Source organism: Cognatiluteimonas weifangensis (assembly GCF_003416885.1).
GTDB classification, from domain to species: domain Bacteria; phylum Pseudomonadota; class Gammaproteobacteria; order Xanthomonadales; family Xanthomonadaceae; genus Cognatiluteimonas; species Cognatiluteimonas weifangensis.
Genome location: NZ_QVPD01000006.1, coordinates 84,300 through 98,614 on the forward strand (window position 1 = coordinate 84,300; position 14,315 = coordinate 98,614).

14 protein-coding genes are annotated in these 14,315 nt (G+C 60.6%); 10 read left to right on the plus strand and 4 right to left on the minus strand.

The genetic code is table 11. The annotated features are described in order from the left end of the window. Positions 1–34 precede the first annotated feature (34 nt). The 10 genes from D0Y53_RS07580 to D0Y53_RS12680 all read left to right on the plus strand — a co-directional run bounded on the left by D0Y53_RS07580 (position 35) and on the right by D0Y53_RS12680 (position 7,605). Entirely contained in the window at positions 35–787 is a 753-nt protein-coding gene (locus D0Y53_RS07580) for an electron transfer flavoprotein subunit beta/FixA family protein (RefSeq protein ID WP_117202609.1), read from the plus strand. Next, positions 787–1,725, plus strand: coding sequence for an electron transfer flavoprotein subunit alpha/FixB family protein (locus tag D0Y53_RS07585; RefSeq protein WP_117202610.1), 939 nt, complete (start codon positions 787–789; stop codon positions 1,723–1,725). The genes D0Y53_RS07580 and D0Y53_RS07585 overlap by 1 nt, the downstream gene beginning before the upstream one ends. A gap of 34 nt (positions 1,726–1,759) precedes the next feature. Then, a complete protein-coding gene (locus D0Y53_RS07590) occupies positions 1,760–2,461 on the plus strand; it encodes a WbqC family protein (protein WP_117202679.1) in 702 nt (233 codons plus the stop codon). Further along, on the plus strand, positions 2,458–3,390 hold the full coding sequence (locus tag D0Y53_RS07595; protein WP_117202611.1) for a glycosyltransferase family 2 protein: 933 nt from the start codon (positions 2,458–2,460) through the stop codon (positions 3,388–3,390). The genes D0Y53_RS07590 and D0Y53_RS07595 overlap by 4 nt, the downstream gene beginning before the upstream one ends. Then, complete coding sequence (locus D0Y53_RS07600; protein ID WP_158550607.1) at positions 3,390–4,469, plus strand: sulfotransferase domain-containing protein; 1,080 nt, start codon at positions 3,390–3,392, stop codon at positions 4,467–4,469. The genes D0Y53_RS07595 and D0Y53_RS07600 overlap by 1 nt, the downstream gene beginning before the upstream one ends. Positions 4,470–4,498: 29 nt before the next feature. Further along, positions 4,499–4,867 (plus strand): hypothetical protein, encoded by a 369-nt coding sequence (locus tag D0Y53_RS07605; protein WP_147319038.1) that lies wholly within the window; start codon positions 4,499–4,501, stop codon positions 4,865–4,867. Next, positions 4,864–5,412, plus strand: coding sequence for an acyltransferase (locus D0Y53_RS07610; RefSeq protein ID WP_117202614.1), 549 nt, complete (start codon positions 4,864–4,866; stop codon positions 5,410–5,412). Before D0Y53_RS07605 ends, D0Y53_RS07610 begins: the two co-directional genes overlap by 4 nt. Continuing rightward, positions 5,402–5,719 (plus strand): DMT family transporter, encoded by a 318-nt coding sequence (locus tag D0Y53_RS07615; RefSeq protein ID WP_117202615.1) that lies wholly within the window; start codon positions 5,402–5,404, stop codon positions 5,717–5,719. The genes D0Y53_RS07610 and D0Y53_RS07615 overlap by 11 nt, the downstream gene beginning before the upstream one ends. Then, positions 5,716–6,861: a dTDP-4-amino-4,6-dideoxygalactose transaminase gene (gene rffA / locus D0Y53_RS07620; RefSeq protein WP_199492026.1), complete on the plus strand. Its 1,146-nt coding sequence runs from the start codon at positions 5,716–5,718 to the stop codon at positions 6,859–6,861. Before D0Y53_RS07615 ends, rffA begins: the two co-directional genes overlap by 4 nt. Before the next feature lie 288 nt (positions 6,862–7,149). Next, complete coding sequence (locus D0Y53_RS12680; RefSeq protein WP_147319039.1) at positions 7,150–7,605, plus strand: hypothetical protein; 456 nt, start codon at positions 7,150–7,152, stop codon at positions 7,603–7,605. A 117-nt stretch (positions 7,606–7,722) separates the two neighbouring features. Here D0Y53_RS12680 and D0Y53_RS07625 read toward each other — a convergent pair whose 3' ends face one another. The 4 genes from D0Y53_RS07625 to D0Y53_RS07640 form a co-directional block, all read right to left on the minus strand. Beyond that, positions 7,723–10,002: a hypothetical protein gene (locus tag D0Y53_RS07625; RefSeq protein ID WP_117202616.1), complete on the minus strand. Its 2,280-nt coding sequence runs from the start codon at positions 10,000–10,002 to the stop codon at positions 7,723–7,725. Between the two features lie 165 nt (positions 10,003–10,167). Next, complete coding sequence (locus tag D0Y53_RS07630) at positions 10,168–10,836, minus strand: FkbM family methyltransferase (RefSeq protein ID WP_147319040.1); 669 nt, start codon at positions 10,834–10,836, stop codon at positions 10,168–10,170. 40 nt (positions 10,837–10,876) lie between these two features. Continuing rightward, positions 10,877–13,273 (minus strand): glycosyltransferase, encoded by a 2,397-nt coding sequence (locus D0Y53_RS07635; protein ID WP_147319041.1) that lies wholly within the window; start codon positions 13,271–13,273, stop codon positions 10,877–10,879. 16 nt (positions 13,274–13,289) lie between these two features. Continuing rightward, a complete protein-coding gene (locus D0Y53_RS07640) occupies positions 13,290–14,315 on the minus strand; it encodes a glycosyltransferase family 4 protein (RefSeq protein ID WP_117202619.1) in 1,026 nt (341 codons plus the stop codon).

The following is a 14,315-nucleotide window of genomic DNA, read 5'->3' on the forward strand; positions in this document are numbered from 1 at the left end:
GATGGTCCGGGCATTGGATGAGGAACCCCCAACGATGAAGATCCTGGTCGCCTACAAACGCGTGGTGGACGCCAACGTCCGCATCCAGGTCAGGCCGGACGGCTCCGGCGTGGTCACCGACGGCGTCAAGCTCTCGGCCAACCCGTTCGACGAGATCGCCCTGGAAGAAGCCCTGCGCCTGCGCGATCGGGGCATCGCCACCGAGGTGGTGGTCGCCACGATCGCCCCCGCCGACGCCCAGGCGCACCTGCGCAACGGCTTGGCGATGGGCGCCAACCGCGCCATCCACGTCGTCGTCGAGCCCGGCCGCGAAGTGCAGCCGCTGACCGCCGCCCGCGCCCTGCTGAAGCTGGTCGAGCGCGAGCAACCGGATCTGGTGATCCTGGGCAAGCAGGCGATCGACGACGACGCCAGCCAGACCGGGCAGATGCTGGCCACGCTGTGGGGTCGCCCGCAGGCCACCTTCGCCTCGAAGCTCGAGGTCGCGGGTGGCAAGGCCACGGTGACCCGCGAGGTGGACGCCGGCCTGGAAACCCTGGAAGTAGACCTGCCCGCGGTCGTCACCACCGACCTGCGCCTCAACGAGCCCCGCTTCATCAAGCTGCCGGACATCATGAAGGCGAAGAGCAAGCCGATGGAGTCCATCCCGTTCGCGGACCTGGGCGTCGAGGCCGGCAAGGGCCTGGAGACCACCGCCTACGCGCCGCCACCCAAGCGCAGCCGCGGGGTGATGGTGAAGGATGCGGCCGAACTGGTTGCCGCGCTCAAGCAGAAGGGGTTGCTGTGATGTCGAAAGTACTCGTCGTTGCCGAACACCTGGACGGCAAGCTTAATGCGTCGACCGCCAAGTGCGTGTCGGCCGCGCAGGCGTTGTCGCCGGAATCCATCGACATCGTGGTGCTGGCGGCCGATGCCGCCGGTGTCGCCGCCGAGGCCGGGAAGATCTCCGGTGTGGCGCGCGTGCTCGCCGTGTCCAACCCTGCGAACGAGCGCGCCATCGCCCAGGTGCTGGCACCGCAGGTCGGGAAGCTGGCCGAGGGCTACAGCCATGTGTTCGGTCCCTCGACCACCTTCGGCAAGGACCTGATGCCCTGCGTAGCCGCGCTGCTGGGAGTGCCGCAGGTGTCCGACCTGATGGCCGTCGAGGGCAGCCACGAATTCAAGCGGCCGATCTATGCCGGCAATGCGATCGTGACCGTGAAGGCAACTGCCGACCATGTGGTTGTCGCCACGGTGCGTACGGCCTCGTGGCCGGAAGCAGCCCAGGGCGGCAGCGCCGCGGTCGAGGCGGTAACGGTGGGCGCGGCACTACCGACCCATACGCGCTTCGTCGGCCTGGCCGCCGGCAAGTCCGACCGCCCCGACCTGCAGAGCGCCAAGCGGGTCGTTTCCGGCGGCCGCGGCGTCGGCTCGAAGGAGAACTTCGAGATCATCTACAAGCTGGCCGACAGGCTGGGGGCCGCGGTTGGGGCCTCACGCGCAGCGGTGGACGCCGGTTACGTGCCCAACGAACTGCAGGTCGGCCAGACCGGCAAGATCATCGCCCCGGAGCTTTACGTGGCAGTCGGCATCAGCGGCGCGATCCAGCACCTGACCGGCATCAAGGATGCCGGTACGATCGTGGCGATCAACAAGGATGCGGATGCACCGATTTTCGAGGTGGCGGATATCGGACTGGTGGGGGATCTGTTCAACGTGCTTCCCGAGCTGGAGTCAGCCCTTTGAGCGAGCGGCCACCGGTCGCCGGCGGAGCAGGATGATGAAGCGCGTCGCCATCCTCCAATCCAACTATGTCCCATGGAAGGGCTATTTCGACATCATCGCAAGCGTCGACGAGTTCATCGTATACGACTGCGTGCAATACACGAAAAACGACTGGCGCAATCGAAACCAGATCAAGACTGCGCAGGGGAAGGCATGGCTCACGGTTCCGGTCCGGCAACATTCGCTGGAACAGGTAGTCGACCAGACACCCATTGCCGACACCAGGGCGTTTCGCAAGCACTGGACGACCTTCCAGCAAAGCTACGCGCGTGCCGAATGCATCCGGTACTGCACGGACGCGTTGTCGCACCTGTTCCTCGGGAGTGTGCCGACCGACAACCTGAGCGCCGCCAATCTCCATTTCATACGCGGCCTCTGCGCTGAGCTCGGAATCACGACGACCATCCGCTCTGCCAGGAACTACAACCTAGAAGGTGACCGGAACGAGCGGTTGGTCAGCCTCTGCCGGCAGGCAGGTGCTACGACCTACCTTTCCGGACCGGCCGCGCGCTCCTACCTCGACGCAGCACGCTTCAGCGCAGCCGGCATCGCGGTGGAGTGGATGAGTTACGAGTACCCGGAGTACCCGCAGCCGCACCCGCCGTTCGATCATTTCGTGAGCATCCTCGACCTCATTGCGTGTACCGGAAGCGAGGCCCGCCTGCACCTCGCCCATAGCCGAAAATCCCGGCCATGACTCCGTCGATCAGCGTTGTCATCCCCGTGTTTCGAAGCCGCACTTTGCTGCCGCATCTGTACGACCGGCTGGCATCGGTGCTCGACGGAACAAATGCGGGTTGGGAACTCATCCTTGTCGATGACGCCAGCAACGACGGCACTTTCGAAGCAATGCTGGCGCTGCACGAAAAGGATCATCGCGTGCGGGTCGTCCGGTTCGCGCGGAACATGGGGCAGCACCATGCTACGCTCCATGGCATCAAGCGCAGCAAGGGCGATTACGTCCTGACGCTGGACGACGATCTGCAGAACCCCCCCGAGGAGATCCCGGCGTTCCTTGCGAAGGTCGATGAGGGGTACGATCTGGTGATCGGCAAGATCACGGGCGACAAGGCGCACTCGCTGTCGCGCAACATCGCCAGTCGAACCGTACAGTTCCTGGTCGGCAAGATCCTCGGGAAGCCGAAATCACTGTCGCTGTCGAGCTACCGCTGCATGAGCCGCCGCGCGGCAGAGGCCATGGGCAGCTATTCGGGAGCGCATGTCTACATGCCGGCCCTCATGCTCGGATCCGTACCCGCCGACCGCATCTGCAACATTCCGGTCGCACACCACCCCAGGCTTGAAGGACACAGCCAGTACACGCCCCGCAAGCTGCTGAAGCTCTTTTCGTACCTGCTGGTCAATCACTCATCGATTCCCCTGAGGTTCATGACCATCTGGGGAACCCTGATCAGCGTTGCCAGCCTGGGTTACGCCGGCTTCGTCCTCGTGGACGTGCTGGCCAACGGCTCGGCGGTGACCGGATGGCCGACCCTGGTCATCCTGATTTCGTTCATGTCCGGAACCATTCTGATGTCCATGGGCATCCTCGGCGAGTACATCGGCCGGCTCATCTCGGAGAACGCGCGATCCGGGCAGTCGCCGGTATTCGAGGAATACCCCTGATGGACCAGGTCTTCGTCACCGGAATGCTCAGATCCGGCACGTCGCTTGTGCAGACGCTCCTGACCAACCTTCCCGGGACCTTCGTCGCCTATCAGCCGTTCCACCGGTTTTACGTAGACGTGAAGCGGTCGTTCCTCGTCGAGCATGGATTCGACGCGATGCTGCCACTGGACGACGGCACGAGAGCCGTCGCCGAGCGCGAGCAGTTCACGCAGTGGCTGGCCATGCGCGTGTTCTCGGCCACGGAGGCCGAAACATTGGTGGCAACGAGCACTGGCGGGAAAGGCGGCAGCATGCCGGATTGGATTCCCGAACCGACCGGCGCCGGGACCTTCTTCCAGATCCGAAGCGAACTCCACAGGTCGCTGGCCCGGCATTTCCAGCGGACGAACCCGGCCGTCACCGGCTCGAAGGAGATCCTCTGCGAGGAGTTCATCCCCTCGCTGCTCGACGCCGGCGTCCGATGCGTACTGGTACTGCGGGACCCGCGGGGAGTGATTGCATCGGCGAACAACGGCCGCTATCAGGCCTCCGTCGGCGACCAGTACCCGATAATGATGCTGCTCCGCCTCTGGAGGAAGACAGCTGGATACTGGCTACAGTATCGAGACCATCCCCTCGTGACCGCCGTCCGCTACGAGGATGTAGCATCGGATCCGCGAGCGGCGACAACTAGGTTTGCCGGATTCCTTGGCGTCGACGAGTTCGATCCGACCCCCGGCGCACCGTTGCTCGACCATGCAGGGCAACCGTGGATGGGGAACTCATCCTACGGCGATAAACCCGCCGTCGACCGCAACTCGACGGAAAGCTGGCGTGATGTCTTGTCAGTAAGCGACCAGCGCTTCATCGCCGCTTGCTCACGGTGGGAAATGCAGCAGGTTGGATACCTTCCACCCGGAGACATAAACCAGAAAGACATCGAAAGATATTGCGAGAACACTTCAGGTGTTCGCGAGTTCTATCTTTCACGACACCGGCTAGATGACCGGATACGGGAACAGGAATTGCAACGCTACGAACGATTGTCGAATGTCAGCTCTACGCAGACGATTGATTCTTTCGGCCTCCACAGCTAAAAACCGATCTGCCGCGGAATTCCTCGGACATGCCTGAAAACAGACCAGCTCCGCGCGCGGCTCTAATGGTGCTAATTGCGCTGAACGTCGCCCTGCAGCTGAGTAGTGCACTCCTGTTGAAGATTTCTCCCGCATTCGAGCGGGAGACAACATTCACGGTTTTGGCAATTCTGCTTGCGGTCCTTGCCCTGAACGTTTTGCGATTCCTGTCCTGGGGTGCACTTCACAGGCGCTACCCCTTGAGCCTTGCGTATCCGGCCTCCGCTCTCTTCTTCCCGGGAATACTCGCTATGGCCTGGCTGTTCGACGAACCCGTCGGACCTTTGCAATTGGCGGGTACGATGATCATCTTGGCTGGGGTTGCCCTCCTCCTGGCCCCGGATAAGGAAAGATCATGACTGCTCCCCCGCGCGGATGGCATGCGAAGTTATTGGCCAATCATATTTATCTCTACTTTCTCAACGCTTATTTTGGCCTGCTTGCTCTCTTACCGGAGCCCATTCGCGGGCTGGGATATCGACTCGTACTCGCACGCCAGGGAGTGGGCGTCTACTACGACGCCAAGGTCTATATCAAGTTTCCCTGGCTCGTTGAAGTGGGAGATTACGTGAGCTTCAATCGTGGCATCGAGATATATCCCAGCCACGCGACCAATCATCGGGTCGTGATCGGAAGCAATGTCCGAATCGGTCCGAACGCGCGGTTTCTGGCTGCGGGTCACGATGTCGATGATCCGGACTTCCGAGAAACAGGCGGCGAAATCAGAATCGGAGATAATTGCTGGATAGGCGCCAGCGCGGTCATTCTTCCCGGGGTAACCGTGGGTAACGGAGCGGTAGTCGCTGCCGGTAGCCTGGTGTCCCGGGATATTCCCGCAATGGCAGTCGCCGCCGGGATACCCGCACGCATCATCCGCCAAAGGCGTTTCAACGATGCTCGGTGATCTGGCCCTTATTGGGGCAATCGTCGCCACCACGGTGGCTCAGATCAGCTACAAGAAGAGAAGCATCGGTGGTTCGCGAGAGTACCTCATCGCCGCGATCGCTTTTTTTGCCGTTACGCCTGCGCTTACATATATCGCGGTCAAGATATTGGGTGTTGGTATCACCTACATGAGCACTAGCGTTACGTACATACTCGTTAGCATCGCTGGATGGGTCATCTTCGGGGAAACCATCAAGCGACGAAAGGTCCTGGCTTTGTCGCTTATCGCGACCGGAATCGCAACCTATTCACTGGGAACCTTATGACCATCAGAATTCCATTCAACAAGCCGTACATGACCGGCAGGGAACTGGAGTACATCTCCAAGGCCCATTCCAACGGTCACCTTTCCGGCGATGGTGAGTTCACGCGTCGATGCCATGACTGGCTCAAGGAACAGACCGGGTGCGCCCGGACACTTCTGACGCATTCGTGCACCGGCGCCCTCGAGATGAGCGCGATGCTCGTCGGAGTCGGCCCGGGGGACGAAGTGATCATGCCGTCCTTCACCTTCGTATCCACGGCAAATGCGTTCGTGCTCCGCGGCGCGGTACCGGTATTCGTGGATGTCCGGCCCGATACGCTCAACATCGATGAGTCCCTGATCGAAGCCGCGATCACCCCGCGAACGAAGGCGATTTGCGTCGTCCATTACGCGGGCGTTTCCTGCGAGATGGACGTCATCATGGCGCTGGCACGCAAGCATGGGTTGCATGTTATCGAGGATGCGGCCCAGGGAATTCTCTCCACCTACCGGGGCCGCCCCCTTGGCGCCATCGGAACACTGGGAGCGTTGAGCTTTCACGAGACCAAGAACGTGATTTCCGGAGAAGGCGGTGCGCTGTTGATCAACGATCCGGCTTTGTCGGAGCGCGCCGAAATCATTCGCGAAAAGGGCACCAACCGCAGCAAGTTCTTCCGCGGACAGGTGGACAAGTACACCTGGGTGGACATGGGGTCATCGTACCTGCCGGGCGAGATCATCGCCGCGTTCCTCACGGCGCAACTGGAGCAGGCCCACGAGATCACTGCGCGGCGCCTGGCCATCTGGGACCGGTACCACGAATGGGCCGCCCCGTTTGAAAGCGATGGCCTGTTGCGGAGGCCGGTGGTGCCGATGGAATGCGTCCACAACGCGCATATGTACTACCTGTTGCTCCCCTCGCTTTCGGCACGGACGAAATTCATAGAGTCGCTGAGAGACAAGGGCATCGGCTCCGTGTTTCACTACATTCCGTTGCACAGTGCGCCCGCTGGCCGCCAGTTCGGCCGAACTCACGGAAACGCACTGCCGATCACCGACGACCTCAGCGATCGCCTGGCTCGCCTCCCGCTTTGGGTGGGGTTGGAGGATGTGATGGACGAAGTGTTGGACGCAGCATCATCGGCACTTGTGGCAGCACGTTGACGCGTGGCCGAGTACCGTCGTGGCACCCCTGCCGATCCTACAGCCCTGGATCGGATCTTTCAGTCTCTGGGCCACAGAGGCATAATATATTAACCAATACTGGAGTTTCCCATGCGAGTCTGCCGTCCGCTATGCCTTGCAATATGTATGTCCTCTCTGGTCGCTCTGGGCGCGTGCAGCGGTGCCCCGGACTCCACACCGGCCGACGGTAACGGGCCCGTGGCTGCGTCTGAGACCGATGCACCTCCTGTTGCCCCTGAGATTAACGAAGCCCTTGTCCCGGAGCAGGTGAGCGTCTCGCTGAGTCTTGCAGGCAAACCGGTTTACCTTGAAGATGAAGACGCCTTGCTGCTGGGCATAACGATCGCCAACAACGGCCAAACCGACCTGATCGGAAGCGGCAGTAAGCCGGTGAATCTCGGGGCTTCTCTGTTGGGCCCTGACGGCGCGGGTACACCGCCCGGCGTACGTGATTTTGTAAGGGTGCCGCTGCCGTTGATCGCCAGGGGCACCGAGAAGACCGTGCGCATGAAGCTGCCGGCCAAGTCCCTGAATGGCCAGACGGTTCAAGTCCAACTGGTGCAGGAAGGCGTGGCCTGGTTTGATGCGTTCGGCCAAGCCCCGCTCAAGCTCGACGCCTATTCGCCATGCAACAATGCCTCCGGCGCACTTTGCAACAGTTCTGGCGAAACGGTAAGTGCCGCCAACGCCTCCGTCGAGCAGGCACCGCAAGAGCGACAGTAAGCGCATACCCACGCATCAGTTCACCCCCCCCCCCCCGGATCTGCCAGTCGGCGATCCGGGGATTGGTGTACTTCCGCCCACTATCGCTTGGACCATTCCAACCTGCGAGTGGATTTATCAGTCGACGTCGAGGGATGCGAACATGAATCCCAGGCGCCGGGGGTCGGGCTGATCCGGCTCGAACCGGGCAGAACTGAAGTCCACGGTCGCCAACTCGCCATCGAAATCGGGGAAGTAGTAGGCAACGGTGGTTTTGTCGATCCGCTCTGTCCTGGCGGGTCGATAGGACCCATTCAATGTGACCGTGGGTACGTTCCCCGCGGGGAAACCGCCGCGCAAGACCAGCCTCGTGATCCGCCTCTTTCCCACGCAACCGGAAAACGCTATCCGGGCATCGGGCTGCGTCCACCTGAAATAGTTCTGCTCGAGATCGTAGAATCCCGTCGCTTCATGGCCCGACAGATTCCCGTTTGCCCTGATCACGCTGTCCACAAGGTGCACGCCGTAATCACCATTGATCCGGAAGCTCAATTTCCGGCTATCCCCCGGTGGCACCGTCGATTTTTTCGCCTCCAGCGTTACCCGGGTTTCGCCAGCGCCCAGAATGATTTGCTCGCACACTCGCCTGGGCGTCTGGGCTGCGACGTCTATCGAGTTCGACGTGTCTCCATGGGCCACCTTCAGCTGGTCGTCGAACAGCGACGTTGCGGTGAAGGACAGGATCGCCTTCTTGCCGGCCAATTGCTCCCTGTTGAAGACATGGAATATCGCATTGCCATCCGTCCAGTTATATGACTTGCCATCGCCGTACATTTCCCGGTCATAGGTGACGTCCAGCACGACGCCAAGCTCTGGTGGGGTCGTGCTGACCGGGTTGACTCGGTGGTTCGAGACCTCCACCAGCTGGATTTCGCCTGCTGCAACACCGTATTCCATGGCAAGCTCGGAAAGCTCTTCATACCGTGGAGTCGGCACATACTGGTTGTAACCGGTTTTGACTTTCGCTCTCGCGGGATCAGGATTGGGGATAACTTCCGAAACCAGGACGTATGTTCTGTTGTTGCCCTTCGACCTCCAGGTGTTGATGGTCTTGTCGAAATATCCAAGCGCTCCGGTCCGGGCGTAGATGTTGTCGCCGACGATTGCAACGAGACCGTATTCTTCCGACTGCGTCGCCAGTTCGACCGCCCTGAAATCGTCCCTGAAGCTTCCGATTCTGGCAGCCGAGTCATGCCGCATCTGCCGATATTCGGCCGCGCCCAGGTATTGATAAACCCCCAGGACGCAAATGACGGCGAACAGCAGAAAGGTACGGATTGAAAACCAGGTGTTGTCGGGCACTAGCGACTTGGCCGCGACGGCAAGCAGCATGATGAACCCTGCGTAAGGGATATACAGGAAGTAAGGGTTCGGAAACGCTTGCCGCGCACTCAGCGAATAGATGCCGGTCATTCCAAGCAGGAGGAATGAGGACAACAGCAACTCCGGCAGGGATACAAGTCGCTTCTTCCAGCCGTAAGCCAGGCCCGTCAGCACAAGGACGATAAAAATGCTGTTCATCCAACGGCTGTCGCCAAGCAGGCTGAGCAGGTTCTGCGACAGGTTGCTCAGGACATGGATGGCGTCCAACTTGATGGTGGTGCCGACATAAGCCGAATCCGGCGCAAACGAGATGATTACGAGGTTGACGGCGATGGGGATGCTCAATGCCATGACATAAACCGCGGCGGCTCGAACGTCCTTTCGCGCCATGTAGTGTGCGATCGCCAGGGGTGGCAGGATCACAACCGCACCGTAGTTTCCAATGGCAACGACCGCATAGGCTGCATAAATCCCGATTACGGCCCAGCGTGGAAGGGCGATGCGGTCGGAAGCGACAAGGCATAGCGCCAGGAATATCGTAAGCAGGTTTACGGACGACGATCCTATCCACAGCGAAAGCGCGTAAGTCCCGGAGTCCAGGTTGAGCGCGAGTGCAAACAGGCTCGAGAACATGATCGCGGGGACTGCACCGACGCGTAGAACGCGCACCAGAACCAGGAACAGGAGAAATGAATTCAGCGCGTGGGCAATGAGGTTCAGGATCAGATGGGCGCCGACATTCTCCGATACCAGATTGACCTGGAGCAGGCGCGCAATCGGCAGTACTCCCGGGAACCGGTGCGATGTTTCCCACTGCTGCCGGTATTGATCCTCCACGGATTCCGCTGCCTCGGCCATGCCCTCCGGTGTCAGCAAGCCCCCATCCACGTAACTTGCCCCGATGATCCAGGCATCATCCATGTGATAGTCGTAGCTGGCGAAGCGGTAGTTCGCAGCGAACGCCAGCCCCAGGAAGAACGTCAGGAGCAGAAGGCCCCATCGGCTTCTCATAGGGTGCAGCACCGAAATGTTCATGAGCGCCCGTTCCGATTTCATGGATGTCTCTGTGACTGGGAGATCTGTGAGGCCGAGCATCGGGACGGGCCCGAAACACCGCCCTCCACGGGAGAGCAGCAAGCCTCCCGCGCAGTCGCGTTCAATTGACGAAGCGCCGACCTGTGCAGCGGCTCACCGCACCTGTCAATCCATCTCCGGTACAGCCAGGTAATCCCACACTTCCTGCCGGCGGGAACTTTCTGCAAACTCGGTCGCCCCGAGAGGGGTTCTGTTTATGTCCATGACCTGGTAGCCAATCCCGGTCAGGAATGCATGGACCGCCAGCGGATCCACGTTGTATGCCGCGTACGAATTGGCTCCGAACTCGAAGCTTATGAAGGGGCGCCACTTCCGAAGGATGCGCTCGGCACCGCGCAACACTCCCCACTCCCCTCCCTCCGTGTCGATTTTTATATATCGTACCGGCAACGAGTTGTCGATGACGTCGTCCAGCCTCCGGACCTCGACCTTCGTCCGTTCCACCCGGGTCTCCGAATCGAATATGCGTTCCTTCAGCCCGGAATACTCCAGTGCATCCACGGCAATCACGAACTCCGCCGTCTCATCCTTCTGCCCGAGAGCCAGGGCCTGGACGCTTACATTCGCGATGCGCTCCTCTGCCAGTGTCTGCCGCAGCTTCTCCGCCATAACCTGGAGGGGCTCGAACGCATAGACGTGGCCCTGGGCCCCGATGCGCCTGGACATGGGAATGGTGTGGCGGCCGCGATGAGCGCCAACGTCGATGCAGATTGAACCATCCTGCAAGATTTCCTGATAGAACCCTTCGAGAAGTCCTTCGAAATCAGTAGGCACGTGCACTCTCCGATTAGTCCCAATCCCGACCGCAACCGATCTACCTGCGCGCCCGATCCGTAACGCCAATCTCTGCCAACACCTGGTCGCCCAGCACGTCCCACGAAAACCTGCGTTCCACGTGCCGCCGAGCCGCGCGGGCCTTTGCCTGCCGCTCGGCCGGGTTGGCCACCAAGGCTTGGGACAACGCGCCTTCAAACCCTTCACCCGTATACAGCCAGGCCATGGAGGTGTCGATGTCCGAGCCTCTCGCGCCGAATTCGGAGGTGACGACTCCTACGCCTGACGCCATGTAGTCCAGCAACTTCAGGTTGCTGCCCCCGCCGGACCGCATCGGATTCAGCGCGACCGTCGCCATGCCAAGCAGCACGTCCTTTTCTTCATCGTCGACCACCCCGACGAGATGCACATTTGCGGGCAGTTGACGCGACTCGATTGCCTTGCAGGCGCTTCCGATAATGATGAAGTCGACTTGTTCAAAGTGGTCGGCGACGGCAATTACATCTTCGACCGCCTCCAGGTTGGGGCCATGCCAGCTCGCCAGCATCACCGCAACCGGTCGATGTTCCATTCCCATGCGATGGCGCAACGCCGCGCGGTCCCTTTCCTCGACGAAGGTGATCGATTCAAGATCCGCCCCGTTCGGCAACATCAGAAAACGGGCGTCGTCCACCCCGTAGGTCTGCTTCAGCCTGTCCCGATCCGGCTCCGACACGGCAATCACACGAGCGGCGCGTCGACACATTTCCGCTTCGACTTCCTCTACCACCGCTACCATCCTGCGGCCCTCTTCGGTAGCGGGCAGCATGGTTGATTTCATGGAAGCTTCGTGGTTATGCGCCTCGTACCACAACTCGGGCAGTTGCAGGCCATCGAGTACAGGCAGGGTGTATGGATGCTCGAGGATGCACAGGTCGGCGTCCTCGAGCGCTTCCGCGCACGCGTCGCGATAAGAGCCGGCAAGTTCAGGCTTCATCGCGAAAATCACGTCGGTTACCGGGGTCCAGTCCAATGCACGCGATGCCTCCACTTCATATTGCGCATGCTTTCTCGATCTGGGAACACGCACTTCGTACATGCCTTCGGCGATCAATTGCCTGGATGGGCTGTCCTCCGGGCCAACGGAAGACACCACTGTAAGGTCATGGACCCGTGCTATGCGTCGCCACAGGTGGTAAATCCGGCACTGTCCTCCACCCACGGGAGGATAAATGGGGAACGTACTCAGGACCACGACTTTCTTTCGCTTGGTGGACGCAGCCATCTCAACCATCTTGTCATCCATTGGCAATAGACTCGCTACGGCCTTTTCCCAGGTTACGCTCGCAATATCCCGGCTGCCCTGCTCGCCCAATGCCACGCATAGTTCGCGGTCTCGGGCCAGCTGTTCGATGCAACGGGCCAATGATTCAGGGCTTGGATCCGCCACCAGGCCATTCTCGCCATGGCGGATGAATTCCAGCGGCCCTCCGGCGTCGGAGGTGGTAACAACCGGCTTGCCGCTACGCATTGCCTCCATGGTGATGTACCCGAGATCCTCGTCATAGGGCGTGAACAGTACGGCTCTTGCGCCCGAATAGAGTTCGCTTAACCGCTGGTTGTCGACGTATCCCAGAAATTCGATGCGCGGATCACCTTTCGCCAATGCACGCAAGCGTGCGTCTTCGGGACCGGTCCCGGCGATTTTCAACCTGGCATTGACATTCCCGACCATCCGGAACGCACGCACGATGAGATCGATCCGCTTGGGGGCATCCAGGCGGCTGGCGGTGAAGAAGTACTCATAAGGACCGTTGTCGCGCGTCTCCAGGCCGGAAGGTGGATAAGCGACCACGGCGGACACGTCCTGTGGAAAGTAGTCGCTGCGGGTAGCCACCACTTTCGAGATCGCGGCATGGCGTGCGATGGCACCTTTCCTCAGGGCATACGCATCAAGGTAGTGGACGATCTCGCGCGTCAGTGGTCCCGGAAACTGGAACCCGGGCCTGCATTCCGGATCCTCGCGCAGTTCGAATACCGAACTGAAAAACTCGCTCAACTGCTGGGGGTTCTCGAGCGGATCCCGCATGCGTCGGCGCAGTTCGAGCAGCCTTGCCGGCAATGCGGCCGGCGGATCCACGGGAAGGCCGAAAAGGTGATAGGTGTCGTAGAGACCACGCAGGCAATGGAGCATGTAGCAGACATGGTTGGGATGGCTGACCATCCATGCCGGATACTTCGTCGAAATAACCAGGTCGAAACGCGAAACATCGAGCTCGGAAAAAGCCCGGTAGCTTTCCATCAACGCCCAGAAATCCCCTTCCGGCGAGGCAAGCGTGACCAGCGTGGCCTCATGGGAGGTTCCACGATTGAGATGGTCGAGCAAACCCGCGTACAGGTTCTCGGCCCCACCCCTCACCGCCGGAACCGAGCTCGGAGCGACGACACCGATTCTCACGAACTTCTTCCCGTTTTCATTTCAAAAGACGCTCGACAACAGGATCCCAGGATATGTCCATGTCGTCATAGGCAGCACGGCCGGCCTGGCCATGCGCTGTCGCCAGTGCTTCCGATCGGCCGTAGCGATCAATCGCTTGTGCTATCACGTCCGCCACCGGCTCGACTACCTGTCCTGTTTCCCCGTGAACCACGAATTCCAGGGGCCCGCCGGAATCGGTGCATGTGATGACGGGTTTTGACGCGAGCATGCTCTCCAGGGTTACGTATCCGTAGTCCTCGTCGTATGGTCCGAAGAAAATGGCCCTTGCCTTGGCGTAGTAGGAGCGCATTTCCCGGTCGCACACGTAGCCCAGCAAGCGTACTTTCGACTCGATCCCGAGCTCTGAAATTCGCCTGTTGAGAGCGGCTGCAGCCCCACCCTCGCCGGCAATGAGAGCCACCATGGGCGAGCGCGTTTTCGCCATCGCTTCCACAAGCAGCATCTGTCGCTTCAACGGCTCGAGCCGGGAGGGGCTGAAAATGAACGGCAGCGACTCTTCACAACGGAACTGCTCCGCCGAAAACGGCGGGTGGTATATCGGCGCGGATGAAACGCCATTGTATTGCTGGAGCCGGGCACTCACCCTCTTGGCGATGGTGAATCTCCGGGGGATTCGCAGCAGGGCATCCGTGTCTTGCTGGATCACTCGTTTGCGAACGGCCTTGTCCTTGCCGCTGGCTCCTTTTTCGTCCCAGAGTTCGTAGTACGCACGGTGCTGGTGCAGGAGCCATAGGACGGAGTCAGGATGCTGCGCATAGAAGCAGGGAAACTTGAGGTGGATGACCTTGTCGACGTTCCCGGCACAGAACGAGGCAAGGTTGATTCGTCCCCACCAATCGGCGCTCTCCTCGATCGCGCTGGCCGGCGAGAAGCGAAATGGCGCCGTAAGTATGTCGGCTCGGTGTCCTTGCCGTTTGATGGCCGCGAGCAGGCCTTGCGCGAGGATCTCCCCCCCTCCCCTGACGAACGGAACCTGCACGCTGGTAATCAGGATGTTCAT